Annotated in this window: 15 protein-coding genes; 8 read left to right on the forward strand and 7 right to left on the reverse strand. The window is 62.0% G+C overall.

Annotated features, from left to right (window positions below):
* Positions 1–57: 57 nt before the first annotated feature.
* Positions 58–1,140 (reverse strand): iron-sulfur cluster carrier protein ApbC, encoded by a 1,083-nt coding sequence (apbC, locus tag OKC29_RS02600; RefSeq protein WP_182859869.1) that lies wholly within the window; start codon positions 1,138–1,140, stop codon positions 58–60.
* A 186-nt stretch (positions 1,141–1,326) separates the two neighbouring features.
* Between apbC and metG the strand changes: the two genes are divergently transcribed.
* Together metG and OKC29_RS02610 are read left to right on the forward strand one after the other, a co-directional pair.
* Positions 1,327–3,360 (forward strand): methionine--tRNA ligase, encoded by a 2,034-nt coding sequence (gene metG / locus OKC29_RS02605; RefSeq protein ID WP_049049572.1) that lies wholly within the window; start codon positions 1,327–1,329, stop codon positions 3,358–3,360.
* Positions 3,361–3,565: 205 nt separating this feature from the next.
* A complete protein-coding gene (locus tag OKC29_RS02610) occupies positions 3,566–4,201 on the forward strand; it encodes a glutathione S-transferase family protein (RefSeq protein ID WP_010633965.1) in 636 nt (211 codons plus the stop codon).
* Between the two features lie 83 nt (positions 4,202–4,284).
* On the opposite strand, the gene OKC29_RS02615 is transcribed toward OKC29_RS02610, so the two are convergent.
* Complete coding sequence (locus OKC29_RS02615; RefSeq protein ID WP_016350729.1) at positions 4,285–4,557, reverse strand: acylphosphatase; 273 nt, start codon at positions 4,555–4,557, stop codon at positions 4,285–4,287.
* An 85-nt stretch (positions 4,558–4,642) separates the two neighbouring features.
* Here OKC29_RS02615 and OKC29_RS02620 point away from each other — a divergent pair, with 85 nt between their 5' ends.
* Both OKC29_RS02620 and OKC29_RS02625 read left to right on the forward strand, forming a co-directional pair.
* Positions 4,643–6,073 (forward strand): methyl-accepting chemotaxis protein, encoded by a 1,431-nt coding sequence (locus OKC29_RS02620; protein ID WP_049049569.1) that lies wholly within the window; start codon positions 4,643–4,645, stop codon positions 6,071–6,073.
* Positions 6,074–6,177: 104 nt separating this feature from the next.
* Positions 6,178–7,371 (forward strand): class I SAM-dependent methyltransferase, encoded by a 1,194-nt coding sequence (locus OKC29_RS02625; RefSeq protein WP_029300865.1) that lies wholly within the window; start codon positions 6,178–6,180, stop codon positions 7,369–7,371.
* Positions 7,372–7,855: 484 nt separating this feature from the next.
* Here OKC29_RS02625 and OKC29_RS02630 read toward each other — a convergent pair whose 3' ends face one another.
* Positions 7,856–8,500 (reverse strand): glutathione S-transferase family protein, encoded by a 645-nt coding sequence (locus OKC29_RS02630; RefSeq protein ID WP_073350330.1) that lies wholly within the window; start codon positions 8,498–8,500, stop codon positions 7,856–7,858.
* A gap of 260 nt (positions 8,501–8,760) precedes the next feature.
* Here OKC29_RS02630 and OKC29_RS02635 point away from each other — a divergent pair, with 260 nt between their 5' ends.
* The 4 genes from OKC29_RS02635 (at position 8,761) to OKC29_RS02650 (ending at position 13,136) form a co-directional block, all read left to right on the forward strand.
* Positions 8,761–9,945: an acyltransferase family protein gene (locus OKC29_RS02635; protein WP_073350332.1), complete on the forward strand. Its 1,185-nt coding sequence runs from the start codon at positions 8,761–8,763 to the stop codon at positions 9,943–9,945.
* Positions 9,946–10,329: 384 nt separating this feature from the next.
* Positions 10,330–11,367, forward strand: a complete 1,038-nt coding sequence (selD, locus tag OKC29_RS02640; protein WP_073350334.1) for a selenide, water dikinase SelD — start codon at positions 10,330–10,332, stop codon at positions 11,365–11,367.
* On the forward strand, positions 11,364–12,464 hold the full coding sequence (gene mnmH, locus OKC29_RS02645; RefSeq protein WP_073350336.1) for a tRNA 2-selenouridine(34) synthase MnmH: 1,101 nt from the start codon (positions 11,364–11,366) through the stop codon (positions 12,462–12,464). The genes selD and mnmH overlap by 4 nt, the downstream gene beginning before the upstream one ends.
* Before the next feature lie 27 nt (positions 12,465–12,491).
* Positions 12,492–13,136 carry an MBL fold metallo-hydrolase gene (locus OKC29_RS02650; RefSeq protein ID WP_073350338.1) on the forward strand — a complete coding sequence of 215 codons (645 nt, stop codon included), beginning with the start codon at positions 12,492–12,494 and terminating at the stop codon, positions 13,134–13,136.
* Here OKC29_RS02650 and OKC29_RS02655 read toward each other — a convergent pair.
* The 4 genes from OKC29_RS02655 to OKC29_RS02670 all read right to left on the reverse strand — a co-directional run bounded on the left by OKC29_RS02655 (position 13,126) and on the right by OKC29_RS02670 (position 18,760).
* Positions 13,126–14,127: a response regulator gene (locus OKC29_RS02655; RefSeq protein ID WP_011706078.1), complete on the reverse strand. Its 1,002-nt coding sequence runs from the start codon at positions 14,125–14,127 to the stop codon at positions 13,126–13,128. The two genes, OKC29_RS02650 and OKC29_RS02655, sit on opposite strands and share 11 nt — an antisense overlap.
* The gene (locus OKC29_RS02660) at positions 14,124–17,294 is read right to left on the reverse strand and encodes a hybrid sensor histidine kinase/response regulator (protein ID WP_162275688.1); all 3,171 of its coding nucleotides are present in this window, start codon (positions 17,292–17,294) and stop codon (positions 14,124–14,126) included. Before OKC29_RS02660 ends, OKC29_RS02655 begins: the two co-directional genes overlap by 4 nt.
* 205 nt (positions 17,295–17,499) lie before the next feature.
* Positions 17,500–17,787, reverse strand: coding sequence for a 50S ribosomal protein L25 (gene rplY, locus OKC29_RS02665; protein ID WP_024945378.1), 288 nt, complete (start codon positions 17,785–17,787; stop codon positions 17,500–17,502).
* Between the two features lie 106 nt (positions 17,788–17,893).
* Positions 17,894–18,760 carry a hypothetical protein gene (locus tag OKC29_RS02670; RefSeq protein WP_073350342.1) on the reverse strand — a complete coding sequence of 289 codons (867 nt, stop codon included), beginning with the start codon at positions 18,758–18,760 and terminating at the stop codon, positions 17,894–17,896.
* Positions 18,761–18,780: the final 20 nt, after the last annotated feature.

An 18,780-nucleotide genomic window follows, 5' to 3' on the forward strand; every position in this document is an offset into this window, starting at 1 on the left:
ATAAAAAAGGGTGAGCCATGCCCACCCTCAAATCCACCCCAGGCGGTCGACCGCCGATTATTCATCCAGCGCCATGGCATAGAGGGGGGTCGCAATCGGTTTACCGCTGAAATAGAGTTCAGCTCCCACCCGACGAGCCAGTTTCAGATAGGCCTCTGCCAGCTCCCCGGTCGGGGCGCCGAACACGGTCGGACAGCCATCGTCCATGTGTTGGCGAATATCGATGTGCAGCGGCAGCTGGCCAAGCAGCGCCACCTGGTACTGTTCCGCCATCTTCTGGCCACCACCGGTACCGAACAGCGGCTCATGATGACCACAGGCGCTGCAGACGTGGTAACTCATGTTTTCGATGATGCCGAGCACCGGCACGCTGACCTTGTTGAACATGGCCAGTCCCTTGCGGGCATCCGCCAGCGCCACGTCCTGCGGCGTGGTGACGATCACCGCCGCCGTGGTCGGCACCTGCTGGGCCAGGGTCAGCTGGATGTCGCCGGTACCCGGCGGCATGTCCACCACCAGATAGTCCACTTCACCCCAGCGGGTCTCGTGGAGGATCTGGGCCAGCGCCTTGCTCGCCATGGGGCCACGCCAGATGGTGGCATCCTGCTCGGCCACCAGATAACCGATGCTGTTGCTCTTGAGGCCGCAAGCCATCACCGGCTCCATCAGCTTGCCGTCATGGCTGACGGGGCGCTCCTTCAAGGTCCCGGTCATGGTCGGAATGGAGGGGCCATAGATGTCCGCATCCAGAATGGCGACCCGCGCCCCCTCTTTTTGCAGCGCCAGCGCCAGGTTGACCGCGGTGGTGGACTTGCCCACCCCGCCCTTGCCGGAGGCGACCACGATGATGTTGCGAATGCCCTGCACTGCCGCCAGTCCTTGCGCTCGCGGCAGGCTGGCCACCTCGATTTCGCCCACCCAGTCGATACGGGTGGCGCCGCTGGCGCTGCGCAGGCGGGCGTCAAACTCCTGCTTGATCTGCTCAAACAGGGAGTGGCCTGCAAAGGGCAGCACCAGCTTGATGGTCAGCGTCGAGCCCTGTTTGTCGATGCTGCGCACGAAGCCGGCAGCCACCAGATCCTTGCCCCAGCCAGTTGGCTTAAATTCGGCGAGGATCTGTTTTACTGAATCAATCACCATTAACTCCTCATTATCTTGTCTTTATCTTGAGGTGAACGGTTACCGCACACAAATCAGTGGCTTGCCTGCTGGTCGACCAGCGTGTGCCGGCAGGGCGGACGAGCCACAACCCTAGGCAGGCTACCCCCAATTCGGGTAACATGCACGGCACTCTATCATCCCAACAAGCACATCAAGAACGACTATATGGCAACTGATCCTCGTACAATGCTGGTAACCTGCGCCCTTCCCTATGCCAATGGCTCCATCCATCTTGGCCACATGCTGGAACACATCCAGGCCGATATCTGGGTTCGTTATCAGCGAATGCGCGGTCACCAGGTGCACTTTGTCTGTGCCGACGATGCCCACGGCACCCCGATCATGCTCAAGGCCCAACAGCTGGGGATCACCCCGGAAGAGATGATCGCGGCCGTCTCCAAGGAGCACCAGGCCGACTTCGCCGGGTTCAACATCAGTTTTGACAACTATCACTCCACCCACAGCGACGAGAACCGCGAGCTGGCGGAGCTGATCTACGGCCGTCTGCAGGCCGGCGGCAAGATCAAGAGCCGCACCATCTCCCAGCTGTTCGATCCGGAAAAGTCCATGTTCCTGCCGGACCGCTTCGTCAAGGGCACCTGTCCCAAGTGCAAGTCCCCGGAGCAGTATGGCGACAACTGCGACAGCTGCGGCGCCACCTACAGCCCGACCGAGCTGATCGATCCGAAATCCGCCGTCTCCGGCGCCACTCCTGTGATGAAGGACTCCGAACACTTCTTCTTCGATCTGCCGCAGTTTGAAAAATGGCTGGCAGAGTGGGTGCGCGGCTCTGGCGCCATCCAGGAGGAGATGGCTAACAAGATGCAGGAGTGGTTCGAAAGCGGCCTGCAGCAGTGGGACATCACCCGTGACGCCCCCTACTTCGGGTTCGAAATTCCCGGCGCCCCGGGCAAGTACTTCTACGTCTGGCTGGACGCCCCCATCGGTTACATGGCGTCGTTCAAGAACCTGTGCAACAAGCGCGGCGACATCGATTTCGACAGCTACTGGAAGGCGGACTCCGAGGCCGAGCTCTACCACTTCATCGGCAAGGACATCGCCTACTTCCACTGCCTGTTCTGGCCGTCCATGCTGGAAGGCGCCGGTTTCCGCAAGCCGACCAAGGTCAATGTGCACGGCTACGTGACCGTCAACGGTGCCAAGATGTCCAAGTCCAAGGGCACCTTCATCAAGGCTTCCACCTATCTCAACCATCTGGATCCGGAGTGCCTGCGTTACTACTACGCCGCCAAGCTCAACAGCCGCATCGACGATCTGGACTTGAACCTCGATGACTTCGTCGCCCGCGTCAACGCCGACGTGGTCAACAAGCTGGTCAACCTCGCTTCCCGCAACGCCGGTTTCATCGCCAAGCGTTTCGACGGCAAGCTAGCGGCAACCTGTGCCGAGCCCGAGCTGTACGCCGAGTTCGCCAACGCCCGCACTGCCATCGCCGAGGCCTACGAGAGCCGCGAGTTCAGCCGCGCCATCCGCGAGATCATGGCGCTGGCCGACAAGGCCAACCGCTACGTGGATGACAAGGCTCCCTGGGTCATCGCCAAGCAGGAAGGCGCTGACGCCGAGCTGCAGGCGGTCTGCTCCGTCGGCATCAACCTGTTCCGGGTGCTGATGGCCTACTTGAAGCCGGTGATGCCGCTGCTGGCCGAGCGTGCCGAAGCCTTCCTGGGGGAAACCCTCAGCTGGGACGGTGTCGCCCAGCCGCTAACCAACCATCAGCTTGCCCCGTTCAAGGCGCTGTTCTCCCGTATCGAGCCGGCCAAAATCGAAGCCATGATCGACGCGTCCAAGGAAGATCTGGCCAAGGAGCAGGCACCGAAAGCGAGCGGCCCGCTGGTAGACGATCCCATCAGCGAGACCATCAGCTACGACGACTTTGCCAAGATTGACCTGCGGGTAGCGCTGATCAAGAAGGCCGAAGCGGTACCGGAAGCGGACAAACTGCTCAAGCTGCAGTTGGATATCGGCGGTGAGACCCGTCAGGTGTTTGCCGGCATCAAGTCCGCCTACAACCCGGAAGATCTGGAAGGCAAACTGACCGTGATGGTGGCCAACCTGGCCCCGCGCAAGATGCGCTTTGGCATGTCTGAAGGCATGGTGCTGGCGGCTGGCCCGGGCGGCAAGGATCTCTGGATCCTGGAGCCGCAGGACGGCGCCCAGCCCGGCATGCGCGTCAAGTAAACGCAGCCCGGTCATCAAGCAATCAAGGGAGGCCTGCGGCCTCCCTTTTTATTTCCCCTCTTCCCTCTTCCCTCTTTCCTCTCCCCACTAACCGCCCTGGGTGGTGCGCGCTTCACCCTTTCGGTGCTTGTTGCACCTGGGTAATTTGCCTAGACTGGCGATTCACTTCGGGCCCATGGCCCCCTTCATCAGGCAAGGAGCAAGCATGATCACCTTATATGGCACCCCCGTCAGCCGGGCCCTGCGCGTATCCTGGTTACTGGAAGAGCTGGACGTGGCATGGCAGTTCCAGTTTCTCGACTTCGCCAAGGGCGAGAACCGCAGCGACTGGTTTCTGACCCTCAACCCGAGCGGCAAGATGCCGGTGCTCAAGGACGGGGAGTTCGTGCTGACCGAATCCGCCGCCATCATGCAGTACCTGGCCGAGGTATATGGCCCGAACTGGCTGCCGGCCAGAGGGACCCAGGCCTCGGCGCTGCACGCCCAGTGGGTCAGTTTCATCACCTGCGAGCTGGAGCAGCCGCTGTGGACCATCGGCAAGCACCGCTTCGCCCTGCCCGAGGCCCAGCGCCTGCCGGCCATCTTCCCCACCGCCAAGTGGGAGTTCGACAAGGCGGCGGCCATCGCCGAATCCTGGGTGCCCGAGCAGGGTTACCTGCTGGGTGAGCAGGTAACCATCGCCGATCTGCTGCTGGCCCATACCCTGATGTGGGCCACCCGCTTCGAGCAGACCATTCCACCCAAGCTGGCGGCCTATCGGGATCGTCTGGCCAAACGCCCCGCCCTGCAGGCGGTGCTGGCCAAGACCCAGGCCATCGCCGATGCCGCCCAGGCCGGCTGACTCAGAGTGCCATCAATGCAAACGGGAGCCTGTGTGGCTCCCGTTTTTCATGGCGGTTCGGCGTCATTGGCGTGGCAAGGCGCTCAATTGGTATGAAAGCCGCTCCCCTTGGGTGGCGGCGCCGCTTCATACTCCATCCGGGTCACCTCGGCGGTACGCGGCCCGCGCTCCAGCCAACCCAGCATCATTTGCACGCTCTGCTCCGGCCCGCAGATGAGGATCTCCACCGAGCCATCTTCCAGGTTGTAGGCGTGGCCCCGCAGTCCCAGTTGCAGCGCCCGCTCCCGGGTGAAGTAACGAAACCCCACCCCCTGAACCAGGCCCCACACTCGCACGACAAACGATTGCTCTCCCATTTCTCACACCTTCCCCTTAAGAAATTTCCCCCCAAGGCGATAATGAGCGCGACACTCTCATCCCCTTGCAGGACGCAATACCATTATGAAAGAAGTAAAGTTTCGGTGGGTTGACCGTTATCTCATTCACCTCACGATCAGCGAAAAATTTCTCATCACCTTCTGGTGCCCGCTGCTGTTCATCGCCTTTCTCAGCTGGTATCTGCTGGCAGACGGTCACCAGCAACAGATGCAGCTGCGCCTGGATCAGCTCAAGCAGCGGGTCGAACTGAGCGCCCAGCTATCGAGCCAGCACGCCGGTCTCACCCTGCCGGCCGAGCTCACCCTGAGCCCGACCGGCAACACAGGGTTAACCCAGCAGGGCGACATCTATCGATATGGCGCCAGCGCCGGTCAAGCCGGGGTCATCACCGGTACTCTGGATGCCTCCCGCTACTCCATGTGGGATGGTCAGGGTACCACGCTCACCATCATCGCCGTGCTGGCTGCCCTGCTGGCGCTGGTCACCCACTACCTGATGACCTTTGTCTCCGGTGCGCTCTACTCCACCAACAAGGCGCTGCAGACCGTGGCGGATGGCGATCTCACCTTTCGCCTCAACTTCTTCCCGGTGCGCGACGAGTTCTCCATTCTGGCAGGCAGCATCGACAGGTTCACCGACCGCCAACACAAGATAGTGCAACTGGTGGAAGAGTCCGCCGAGGCGCTCACCCTGGCCGCCGACGAGTTTCGCGATCACGCCAGCGAGGGTGAGAGCATGGCCCGCTCCCAGCGCCAGCACATGGACTCCCTGGCCGCCGCCATGGAGCAGATGTCCGCCGCCATCCGCGAAGTGGCCCGCAACGCCAACGACACTCTGCAGCAGACCCGCCAGTCGAGCGAAGAGGCAGCCAACGGCGCCGCCCGGGTATCTCGCACCATCGCCGCCATCCGTACCCTGGCCGACGAGATCGGCAACGCCTCCGGCGCGGTGGAACGGCTGACCCACAATGCCAATCGCATCAACGAAGTGGTCAATGTCATCAACGCCATCTCCCAGCAGACCAACCTGCTGGCCCTCAATGCCGCCATCGAGGCAGCCCGCGCCGGCGAGCAGGGTCGCGGCTTCGCGGTGGTGGCCGACGAGGTACGCACCCTCGCCAGCCGCACCCAGCAGGCCACGGTGGAGATCCAGCAGATGATCGAAGAGCTGCAGGCCGGTACCGGCGCGCTGAACGACATCATGGAGAAAACCGTAGGTCGCGCCGCCAGCAGCCAGGCCTTGATCAGCGAAGTGGGGCTCGACATCGACAAACTCAGCAACCACAGCGATGCGGTGCTGGAGATGAGCACCCAGATCGCCACCTCCAGCGAGCAGCAGAGCTCGGTGGCCGAGGAGATCACCCGCAATCTGGATCAGGTGCGCCACGAAGCGGGCCAGGTGGAAGAGTCCGCCAGCGCCTCGGTGGCCGGCACCGCCGGCCTCAAGGCCACCGCCACCGAGCTGGCACAGGCATTGAAAGGGCTAAAAATCTGATTAACAAGCTCCCAGAGCCTGACGCTATTGCCAAGGTTGTTTGAGTTTTGCCAGCGGGCCACATAGAATGTGGCCCCTTTTCTTTTGACCATCTGGCAACCCCCATGAGCGCTTCCATCTATCTCGTCAAAGGCCGCGAAAAATCCCTGCTGCGTCGCCACCCCTGGATCTTCTCCAAGGGGATCGAGCGGGTACAGGGCAACCCCATCGATGGCGATACCGTCGAGATCTACACCCAGGATGGCAAGTGGCTCGCCCGCGGTGCCTGGTCCGGCAGCTCCCAGATCCGTGCCCGGGTCTGGACCTTCGACAAAGATGAAACCGTCGATCTCGACTTCTTCATCCGTCGCCTCAAATACGCCCAGGAGTCCCGCGACGGGCTCATCAAGCGTCAGGGCCTCACCGGCTATCGCCTCTGCGCCGCCGAATCCGACGGCCTGCCGGGTCTGACCATCGACCGCTATGCCGATTTTCTGGTGTGCCAAATTCTCTCCGCCGGGGCCGAGTTCCAGCGCGAGTTGATCACCCAAGCGCTGCGTACCCTCTACCCCGAGTGCAGCATCTATGAGCGCTCCGACGTGGCGGTACGCAAGAAGGAAGGGCTGAAAGAGCGCACCGGCGTAATCTATGGCGAGACCCCGACCGAGCCGGTGGTGATCGAGGAGAATGGCGGAGTCAAGATCCTGGTGGACATTCGCAACGGCCACAAGACCGGTTTCTATCTGGATCAACGGGACAACCGCCAGGCTGCCGCCAAGTACACCGAAGGCAAGCGGGTGCTCAACTGTTTCTGCTACACCGGTGGTTTTGGCGTCTACGCCCTCAAGGGCGGCGCCAAGGAAGTGGTCAACGTCGATCTTTCCCAGAATGCGCTGGATATCGCCCGCCAGAACGCCGAACTGAACGGGCTGGATACCAGCAACACCCAGTTCGTCCGTCACGACGTGTTCAAGCTGCTGCGTGAATACCGCGAGAAGGGCGAGAAGTTCGACGTCATCGTGCTGGATCCGCCCAAGTTTGCCGAGAGCAAGGCCCAACTGCTAGGCGCCTGTCGTGGCTACAAGGACATCAACATGCTGGCGTTCCAGCTGCTGGCGCCGGGTGGCGTGCTGCTGACCTACTCCTGCTCCGGCCTGATGGAACAGAGCCTGTTCCAGAAGATAGTGGCCGATGCGGCGCTCGATGCCGGCCGCGACGCCCAGATCCTGGAGCTCTTGTCCCAGGCCTCCGATCACCCCATCGGCACCGCCTATCCGGAAGGCTTCTACCTCAAGGGGCTGGTGGTGCGCGCCCGCTAAGCCGAGCAGACCAGCGCTGGCCACCCCTTCTCCCCGGCTCCAGATCCGGGCCAGAACTGGGTCCGGCAAACCATCAAAAAGCCCGCGCTCAAAGCGGGCTTTTTTTATGCGGCCGCCAAAGAGATAACCTCACCCTGACTCTGCCACCAGCAGCGATGGGTGCCCCCAACAATCCTCTTCGACTGACTGCAGCCATCCTCAATCTGGAATTGCCGCCTCGTTAGCCCGCTTCTCATCTCTCTTTCACCCCTGGCATGGCATACACAACCCGCCAGCAGAGACATGCCCGGCATTTGTTTTATGCAAAAACATGAAATGTTACGCATCAATATTAAAAATTCCTCGGGAAAATATCAGTCACAAACGCATACTCACTCACCTGAGCGCATAATGCTGTTTTCCCCTGCGGTTGATCCCGCCATGCCCTGTCCGCCTCGCACATTGTCCGGGGCGGCAATGTCCCGCCCGCAACAAATCATCCCGCTCAATCACGCGCCGGCGCGCCCAGCGGGAAGTAGTGCCGAAATGGCCTGGCCTCCTCCACCACCCGCACGATGGAGGGATGGCTAAGCAGCCGGGCGCGATAGGCACGCAGGCGACCATAGCCAACGGGGATCTCGTGGGCCCAGTCGGCGTAGAAGAGCGAGGGGGCGGCGGCGCAATCGGCCAGCGTGAAGCCAGCGCCGGCAATCCAGTGGCGTCCTGCCAGCCGCTGATCGAGCCAGGGGTAGATCTGATCGAGCAGCTCGCGGGCCTCCGCTACGCCATAACGGTCGCGATCCGCGACCGGGCGCAGCGCATCCAGCACCACTTTTTGCATCGGCGTCATCACATAGTTATCGAAGACGCGATCCAGCATATGCACCTCCAGGCCCGCATCACCAGGCGGGATCAGGCAGACGGGGCCCGGGTGGTGCGCCTGCAGATGGGCGACGATGGTGCTGCTCTCGAGGATGCAGCGACCGTCATCCAGCAGCACGGGAAAGCGCTTGAGTGGCCAGAGGGCGGCAAGTTCGGCGTTGGCCGCCGGCTCTTCGAGATTCCGGTATTCGAACGGGGTGGCATTCTCGTAGAGGGCGATCAGCACCTTCTGGCTGTAGGATGAGAAAGGATGGGCATAGAGTTTCATCGGGAGGCTCCTCGCACGCTGATGGATGACTTCCCTAGTCTAGATCCCCTCTTCACCTTCGCTGCAGCACTGATCCCTTGCTGGTTTTTGGATGATAAATGCGCATTCATGACGAAAATCACACCCGTATGGCTCTCTTTTAGGTAGGGTGATCCCGCCTGTGGCCGCCAAGCCGGGGCAGCCGACTCATCAGGGTTGATGAGCGGCACCACAACAAAAATCGATGTCAGGCCAAGCTGAACATCATCAAGGATCCCGTCATGAATCAATCATTGCCGCTGTTGACGCCGCTGCGGGGCATCGCTGCCCTGATGGTGGTGCTGTTCCACGCCCGCTTGCTGCTCTTTCCCCAGTGGATGGAATCGATCGCCGGCCACACCCAACTCATCGAGAACGGCTACCTCTGGGTTGATCTGTTCTTTATTTTGAGCGGACTGGTGCTGGCCCACGTCTACGGGAAGGCCTTCGCCCGCACGCCCCGCACTATCGGTTATGGCCGCTTCCTCTGGCTGCGGCTGACCCGGGTTTATCCCCTCTATCTGGTGACTCTGCTGCTGCTGGTGGGCTGGGAGCTCTACAAGGCCCATCATGGGATTGGCTTCTACGCCGGCCCCCTGTTCAAGATGTGGGAGTGGGAAGGAATGCCTCCTTTCGGCTCGCCCTTTACCCCGGCCGAGGCGCTGCCAAGCAGCCTGTTGCTGCTGCAGGTGGTGACCGATCACGGGTTGACCTGGAACTTCGCCGCCTGGTCGCTGAGCGTTGAGTGGATCAGCTATCTGCTGTTCCCATTGCTCATTCCCCTCGCCGTCACCCGCAGCCGCTGGAGCAACCTCGCCCCCTTGCTGGCCCTGACGGTGCTGGCCTTTATCGTGCACAGCCGGGGTACCCTGGATGTCACCAGCGGTGCGCTGGCCATCGGGCGCGGGGTGAGTGAATTCGTGCTCGGCCTCTGGCTGCTGCCGAAGGTGAAGGCCGCCCGCCAGTGGCCCATGATGCAGCGGGATCTGCCGCTGCTGCTCGCCTTTCTGCTCCCCTTCACGCTGATGCAGTTCACCATGACGCCGCAGCTGACCCTGCTGCTGATCAGCGCCTACGTGTTGCTGATCTGGATTGCCACCTGCCAGGGCGATCGCCAGAGCCCGCTGCTGCGCCTGCTGGATAACCGCGTCACCAACTGGCTGGGGGATCTCTCCTACTCCATCTACCTGCTGCACGCCCTGGTGTTGCTCACCGGCTGCGAACTTGTCCACTATCTGGCGCCAGGGCTCACCGAGTGGTGGTACGCCCAGACCAACCCCTTGCTGGGTGTGTTGGCCACCATGTTGATGCTGGCGGTGCTGATCGGACTCTCGTCGCTGAGCTACACCCTGCTGGAGCGGCCGCTGCAACGGCGCCTGCGCCGGCTCGGCAAGACTCGCCAGCCGGTGATGGAGCAAGCCGGCTAAGTTCCCCACCAAAAGATGGCCCCGATGGCAGCATGGCTTGCCTTCGGGGCTACATTGGGGAGAGCCTTGTCAGAGTCATGGCGAAGGCTGACCCTTTCCTCTAAACCCGCCAATTCCCTGCGCTTTGTGTGAATTCCAGTTCGAACCAGAGCGGCCATTTGTGGCATAATGGCCCGTCCTGTGGCCCTTGGCGGGGCTGCGCCGGCGCATCTGTCGCCTCTCCTCCCCCGTCCTGCCAGACTGCCTTGCACGGCTGCCTGACATCGCTGCGCTCAAAGCCAGCCAAGGCCACCCGAATTTCGCGCGCATACGCGCACATTTGACGGCTCCACAAAGCCGCTGCACTTATTTGTACACACAAGTTTGCACACACAAGGGGAAAGTATGTCTTCCATTCGTCTGACCCAATACAGCCACGGCGCTGGCTGCGGCTGCAAAATCTCTCCCAAGGTGCTCGACACCATTCTCAAGAGCCAGATCCCGGGCTTTGACGACCCGACGCTGGTGGTTGGCAACAGCAGCAAGGATGACGCGGCCGTGGTCGATATCGGCAACGGTCAGGGTATCGTCTCCACCACCGACTTCTTCATGCCCATCGTCGATGATCCCTTCACCTTCGGCCGCATCGCCGCCACCAACGCCATCAGCGACATCTACGCCATGGGCGGCAAACCCATCGTCGCCATCGCCATCCTCGGCTGGCCCATCAACACCCTGGCGCCGGAAGTGGCCCAGCAGGTAATCGACGGCGGCCGTCAGGTGTGTCACGAAGCGGGTATTTCTCTGGCCGGCGGCCACAGCATCGATGCCCCCGAGCCCATCTTCGGCCTCGCGGTGAACGGTATCGTGCCGCTCAATGCCATCAAGCAGAACGACACCGCCAAGGTGGGCGACACCCTCTATCTGACCAAACCTCTCGGCATCGGTATCCTCACCACCGCCCAGAAGAAGGGCAAGCTCAAACCCGAGCACGAGCAACTGGCCCCCAACGCCATGTGCACCCTCAACAAGATTGGCCAGCGCTTTGCCGAACTGCCCGGTGTGCATGCCATGACCGACGTGACCGGCTTTGGTTTGGCTGGCCATCTGCTGGAGATGTGCGAAGGTTCCGGCGTCAGTGCCCGTCTGGACTTCAAGGCGCTGCCGCTGCTGGATGAGGTGGATTACTACCTGAGTGAGGGCTGCGTACCGGGCGGTACCCTGCGCAACTTCGACTCCTATGGCGACAAGCTGGACGCCATGGATGACCGTACCCGCAACATCCTGTGCGACCCGCAGACCAGCGGCGGCCTGCTGGTAGCCGTCGGTAAAGAAAGTGAAGCCGAGCTCCTCGCCATTGCCGCACAGGCAGGGCTGACCCTCTCCCCCATCGGCCAGCTGCAGGCCCGCACCGGCAACCAGTTCATCGAGGTTGTCCAATGAGTGCACTGCCACTGGCCACGGATTACGCCCGGATTTTTCTGGATGACGTTCCGCTCATCGACCTGCGCGCTCCCATCGAGTTCAAGGAGGGGGCCTTCCCCTGCTCGACCAATCTGCCATTGATGACGGATGATGAGCGGGCCCAGGTCGGTACCTGCTTCAAGCAGCAGGGGCAGGCGGCCGCCATTGCACTGGGCCATCAACTGGTCGGTGGCACGGTGCGGACCGAACGCCTCGAGGGCTGGCTGGCCCAGCTGCGCCGGCAGCCGGATGCCGTGCTCTACTGCTTTCGCGGCGGCCTGCGCTCGCAAACGGTGCAGCAGTGGCTGCATGAAGCTGGGGTGACCCGCCCGCGGATCGCTGGCGGCTACAAGGATCTGCGCCGCTTCCTCATCGACACGCTCGATGGGGCGGCGGCAGAGTGCCAATGGACCGTGCTGACCGGCATGACCGGCTCCGGCAAGACCCACATGCTGGCCGAGGTGGCCCAGGCGCTGGATCTGGAAGGCCATGCCCATCACAGGGGGTCGTCGTTTGGCCAGCTACCCGGCGGCCAGCCCAGCAACATCAACTTTGAAAACAACCTGGCCATCGAGCTGCTCAAGCGTCGCCATCAGGGCGAGCAAGCGTTCGTGGTGGAAGACGAGAGCCGTCTCATCGGCCGCTGCTGCCTGCCCAATCCACTGTTCGATGCCATGAGCCAGGCGCCGCTGGTGGTGGTCGAGGTGCCGCAAGAAGAGCGCGCCGAACAGATCCGCCAGGACTATGTGCACGATCTCTGGCTGCGCTATCAGGCGATGTTTGGCGCCGAAGAGGGCTGGCCGCTGTTTGCCGCCTACCTCACCGATGCACTGGCCAGACTCAAACGCCGGCTTGGCGATCAGGCCCACCGCGAGCTGGACGCCCTGATGCAGAGTGCGCTCACCGAGCAGGCCAGCAGCGGTGATACCTCGCTGCACCTGGCCTGGATCACCCTGCTGTTGACCCGCTACTACGACCCCATGTATCTCTACCAGCTTGGCAACAAGCGCGAGCGCATCCTCTTCCAGGGTGACAAGCAGGCTTGCCTCGACTTCTTTGCCAAGCAGCACGCCTGAATCAGCGGCCCATCAAGAGGACCCCATATGTTGAAATTCGAGGTGATCCCAGTCACCCAGTTTGCCCAGAACTGCTCCCTCATCTGGTGTGACGAGACCCATCAGGCCGCCCTCATCGATCCGGGCGGCGAAGCAGACAAGCTGCTGACCGCCATCGCCAAACGCGGGCTGACCCTGACCCATATCCTGCTGACTCACGGTCATCTGGATCACGTGGGTGCCGCTGCCGAGTTGCGAGAGAAAACCGGGGTGGCCATCACCGGCCCCCACAAAGAAGATGCGTTCTGGCTCGACATGCTGCCCCAGCAGAGCCAGATGTTCGGCTTCGCCCATACCTCCGCGTTCACGCCGGATCACTGGCTTGAGCAAGGTGACAAGGTAAAGGTGGGTCAATGCGAGCTGGAGGTGTACTTCTGTCCTGGCCACACCCCGGGCCATGTGGTGCTGCTCTCTCAAACCGAGCGGCTTGCCTGGGTGGGCGACGTGCTGTTTGCCGGCAGCATAGGTCGGACCGACTTTCCCCGTGGCGATCACGGGACGCTGATCAAGTCGATCACCGAGACCCTGCTGCCCCTTGGCGATGACATCGTCTTCATCCCCGGCCACGGTCCCAGCTCGACGTTCGGCCGCGAGCAGGCAAGCAATCCCTACCTGACACAACCTATCTGGTGATCCCCCGCTCCTCGCGGGTGTCCCACTGGGCCTTGAGGCGCAAGATCTCCGGCATGATCTCGAGAAAACAGGCGAGCAGCCGGGGATCAAAGTGCTGGCCGGCACCGTCACGCATCGTCGCCAGCACCTGCTCCAACGGCCAGGGCTCCTTGTAAGGGCGACGCACGCTCAGGGCATCAAACACATCGGCGATGGCCACTATCCGCGACGCCTCGGGGATCCCTTCGCCCGTCTCTCCTGCGGGGTAACCCGAGCCATCCCACTTTTCGTGGTGATGCAGGGCAATCTCCGCCGCCATGCGGAAGATGAGCCCGTCTGAGCGCTTCAAGATTTCGTAACCGATGCGCGGATGAGTGCGCATGATGGCCCACTCCTCTTCGGTGAGAGGACCGGGCTTCTTGAGGATGTGATCGGGGATCCCAATCTTGCCCATGTCGTGCATGGGGGCCGCCAGCTCCAGCAACTCGGACTGATCCGCACTCCAGCCTGCCGCATCGGCCAGGGCTCTGGCGTAGGCAGCCATACGCCAGATATGTACCCCGGTGTCGGTGTCGTTGTAGTGGCCCGCCTCGCTCAGCATCACGATGGCGGTGCGGTAGCTGCGTTCGAGCTGATCGAGACGCACCAGCGAGAGGTGGGTACGCACCCGGGCGCGCACCGTGCTTGGGCAGACCGGCTTGTAAATGTAATCCACCCCGCCCGCTTCGAACCCCTGGCTCTCACTGTCCGGGTTGTCGCTCGCCGTGATGAACAGCACCGGGATCCCGGCATGGGCCGGATCGGCCTTGAGCCTGCGGCACACCTCGTAGCCGTCCATGTCAGGCATGCGCACGTCAAGCAGGATCAGGGCCGGTTCGTGGCGCGCCACGGCGGCCAACCCCTCTTCGCCGCCCTTGGCAAAAAAGAGGCTGTACTCCTCCTTGAGGATTTGCCGCAACAGCCCGAGGTTGCTCGGCTCGTCGTCGATGATCAACACGCGCGGTCGATTCATGATCCAGGTGCCTCCCGATTGTCCAGATACCCCTCCAGCTTGCAGGTCGCGAGCTGGATGTCGAACAGCTCCAGGGCCGCACTGATCTCGCTCACCAGCTCAGCAGGCAAGTAACTCTTGGCCTGGCCCAACGCCGGCTCAATCAGTTCCAGATCCTCGCTCATAAGGGCCTCACGCAGGGCGTGTAGGCACACCTCCTGCGCTTCACCCTGCGCCAACGGGGAGCTGACGGCCCCCGGCTCGCGCCCGGCATAGAGGTCGATGGCCTGCTGCGCCCGTTCCAGCGCCTCAAGGAACGGAGCCATCAGCTGACTGGTGTCTCCCCCCTGCTCGATGGCCTCATTCAATTCTGCACTGATGCGCGCCACATCGGTGAGCGACAGACTGCCCGCCACCCCCTTGAGCTTGTGTGTCAGGCTCGCGGCCGCATCAGTCTCGTGCTGGGCGATGTAGTCCGGCAGCACGGTACCGACCGTCATGTAGTCATCGCGGAATCGGCGCAGGTATTTGAGATAGACGGAGGCCTCGCCCCAGTTGCGAAGCCCGGTATCGATGTCAATGCCGGCCACCGGCTCCACGGCAGGTGGCACGTCGTTGATCGTGAGCGGCACCACGCTATCAGGCAGGTAACGCAACAGGGTCGCGATGAGCTGCTCCACGTCCAGCGGCTTGGCGATGAAATCGTTCATGCCGCAGGCCAGCGCCGCCTCGCGTTGGTCCTTGAACACCCCGGCGGTGAGTGCCAGCACGGGCGTCTCCTTGTGCCCCGGCAGCTGACGCAGGCGACGGGTCGCCTCGTAGCCATCCATCACCGGCATCTGCACGTCCATGAGCACCAGATCGATACGCTGCGCCGAGTCGGCAAGACAGGCCAGGGCCCGCTCCCCGTCGATGGCGGTGAGCACCTCGGCCCCCTCCCGCTGCAGCAGGCGGGTTGCCACCTCCAGGTTGATGTCGCTGTCATCGACCAGCAGTATCTGAACGCCAGGCAGGCGCAGACGGCGCTGGCCGCTCTCCAGCAGATCCACATGCTCGCGTTTCTCATGGATGAGGCGTGCCACCGCGTTGTAGAGGCTGGAGCCGGTGACCGGCTTGTGCAGCACCAGATCCACCTGCTCCGAGCCGGGGCGGCGCATCAACTCTTCCTGGGAATAGGCCGTTGCCATGATGATGATGGGCGAGCGATCCTGCTGCTCGAAGGCTTGGCGAATGGCCACGCAGGTCTCGAGACCGTCCATACCCGGCATGATCCAGTCGAGCAGGATCACGTCGAAACGCTCCCCCTGCCGCAGCAGATGGTGCAAGGCCTGCTCGCCCGACTCCACCACCCGTGACTGCCAGCCGAGGGAGCCCACCGTCATCGACAGGGTGTCGCGGGTCACCTGGTTATCGTCGGCGATAAGCAGCGAGACGTGCTGCAACCGCTCGTGGAAAGCCTCGGGCCGCTCTACCTGCTCCAGCCGGACACGGAACCAGAACTCGCTCCCCTTGCCCAGTTCGCTGGTGACGCCGATGTCGCCCCCCATCAGGTTCACCAGACGGCGACTGATGGTCAGGCCAAGCCCGGTTCCCCCAAAACGGCGGCTGGTGGAGGAGTCGGCCTGGGAGAAGGCATTGAAGATGTTGGCCTGCTGCTCGGGCGGAATGCCGATCCCGGTGTCACGCACCCGAAACAGCAAAGTGGCCATGCCGTCTTGCTCGGCTTCCAGCTCAACCTTGACTTCCACCTCCCCGCGCTCGGTGAACTTGATGGCGTTGCCGGTCAAGTTGAGCAATACCTGCTCGAGGCGCAGGGCGTCCCCGACCAGGTGGGCGGCCTGTTCGGGGGCGCTGCTCACCACCAGCTCGAGGTGCTTGTTGCCAACGCAGGTGGACATGATGGCCGCCACATGATCGAGCACCTCTTCCAGGCTGAATGGCACCTGCTCGAGCTCGAGCCGGCCCGATTCAATCTTGGAGAAATCGAGGATGTCGTTGATGATCCCGAGCAGAGCCTGCCCGGCCTGATGGATCTTGCGTACCAGGGCACGCTGGCCATCGTCGAGCCCCCCCTGTTCGAGCAGGTAGGCCAGCCCCATGATAGCGTTCATGGGGGTACGGATCTCGTGGCTCATGTTGGCGATGAAATCCCCTTTGACCCGCGCCAGCCTGGCCGCCTCCTGCTGCGCCAGCTGCTCCCGATGCCGGCTGAGCACCAGCGAGGCTACTGCGGCGCCGAACAGCAACAGCAAGATGGCACAAGTGGCCGAGATGCTCCCCCAGATGTGAGTGCGAATGGCCTGCAGCTCGCTGCGTGGCACCATGGAGGCAGCTTTCCAGGCCAGCTGATCGTGATTCAGTGCCGGGTACAGCGTGGTCCAGCTCCACAGACCGTCGGCGAGCTCAACCTGGCCGCTCGAAGCACCCAGGAATGCCTGCCAGGCCTGGGGAGAAAACTGCTTCAAGGTGAGGTCCGGACGCTCGAGCATGAAGCCCCACTCTTGTGCCGGATCCGGGCTGCGCAGCCAATAGCCATCCTGATTGAGCAGCATGGTGTGATCGGCGGCCCTGCCACTGCTGTTGGCGAATACCTTGAGCATACGGCCGGCCTGCACATTGATGAGCAGCAAACCCAGATCGCGATCCCCCAGGCGCAGGCGCTTGGCAATACGGATCATGGGATTGAAGGGGCGATCGATCACCCCCTGCTCGACGTTGAGATCGAGCGGCGAGACGTAGATCCGCTCCCAGGGCAGCGCCATGGCATCGCGGAAATAGTAACGATCCTTTTTGTTTTGCAGCTGGTCATCAGGCACGCGCTGCAGATGCTGGCCCTGACGATTGAAGCGCACCAACTCCATGCCATCGGGCGCCAGCCAACGCACCTGGGCATAGTCAGGATTGCGGTTCATCAACACGGTAAACTGGGCGGCAATGTTGTCACGCTCGTTGCGACCCGCCGCCTCGAGCAGGATGGGTTCTTCAGACATGCTGCGCACATGGCGCAGCGGCACCGCCAGTTCGTCGTCGAGACGACCGCTGGCGAGCGACAGGAAGGTGCTCTCATCGCTGCGTACACGGTAGAGCTCACGCTCGATCAGTGCGTCACCCAGCAGATACCCACCCACCAAAACCAGTACCAGAATGGGTGTGAACAGCAGGAAATATCCCCGTATGATTCCCTTCATCACGGTCAACATTACCCCGTATTTAGACTTGTTCGAATACTTTGTAGATGCCAGAGCATCACAGTTGGTGTGTTGCTGTCAATCATGCCTACAAGTAAAGACTAACAGTGCTATTTGAGTATTTTATTTTTATCGGGGAAAAATGCTGTAAAAACAAAGAGGCCACCCAATTGGGTGGCCTCTTTACTGGAACGTTCGTTGTCGATTAGACGCGAACGAAGTCCAGGTGAACCAGCTTGTAACGTACCGGGTGACGCTGGATAGCCTTCACTTTCACGTTAACTTCTTCGCCGTTGATAACCAGAGTCAGTACAGACTCGTAGAATTCCGGCTTTTCTTGGGCCAGGATGAATTTCTTGTGGTCAACGGTGATGGATTGGGCTTCTTTGCCTGCACCATAAACGATGGCAGGAACTTGGTCAGCATGACGCAGGCGGCGGCTCGCACCTTTCCCCAGGTCAGAACGGACTTCAGCTTGGAATACGAAAGACATAATGTTTATCTCATATAGATGAATGTATGGTGTTGACTGCGACCGGTCAGCACCTCGCAAAACGAGGGCGCATACTATCACGGGCCCCGAACAGTGACAAGAGACCTTAACGCCCCTGCTCCAACCGGGCAAAGCGCTGCTGCCGCTGGGCCGGGCTCAGGGCATCGAAGCGGGCCAGAGTCTGTGGCGCCGGACAATACAGGGTGTCTCCGGCCTTCACCCGAATGCCGTTGCCCATCAGCGCCCGATTGTCATCGACGATGGCCAGCAGATAGCTGTAGGTATCTCCCGCCGCCCCCGTCACGGTTCGGCTCTGGGCCAACATGGCAGCGATGCGCCAGAGCGTCTCCCCCGCCGCGACCTGATGACATACCCGTTTGCCGCCCGCCGCTGGCGCCGCCAGCGTGAGGGTACTGCCGGTCGGCTCGCTCGCCAGTGACACCAGCGCGGGATCCTGCGCCTCACTAGCTTGAGCAAGCAGCGTCGCAGGCGCTTGCCAGTCCGCTGCTCGCAGATTCAGAACGGCCAGCAGGGGCTCGGCATCCTCTGTACTATTGCTACGGGGCTGACCTGGTCGCTGCGGCGCGGCAAACTCGGCCATGAAGGGCACACCAAGGGTGGCCACCTCTTGCTGCGCATGGTGCTGGTAAGGGGGAACCGCAACGGGTGCCAGCCCGTAGGCCGCCTCGTCAATGCGCCTTAACCTGGCCAGATAGGCCTTGGAGAGCTCGGCCTCCCCTTCGAACAGATCGAATGGGGGCACCAGCCTGGCCGGAAACAGCACCTGCCAGCGCCCCTTCTTCTTCTTGAGTTCCAGGGTGGGAAATTGATTGCCCCGCCAGGCCACGAACATGGCGGGCGGAGTGCGTTGCAGCGGGTAGTATTCCGGGTTCAGTTGCACCCAGGTTTGCTCGGCAATGGGTTGATAGCCACTGATGTTGACCATCGCCATCCCTAACCAGATTCCAAGCATCCTTGCTCCTCCGTCAGCGT

Origin of the sequence: Aeromonas sp. QDB34 (genome assembly GCF_027705405.1) — a bacterium.
In the GTDB taxonomy this organism is placed as follows: Bacteria; Pseudomonadota; Gammaproteobacteria; order Enterobacterales; family Aeromonadaceae; genus Aeromonas; species Aeromonas hydrophila.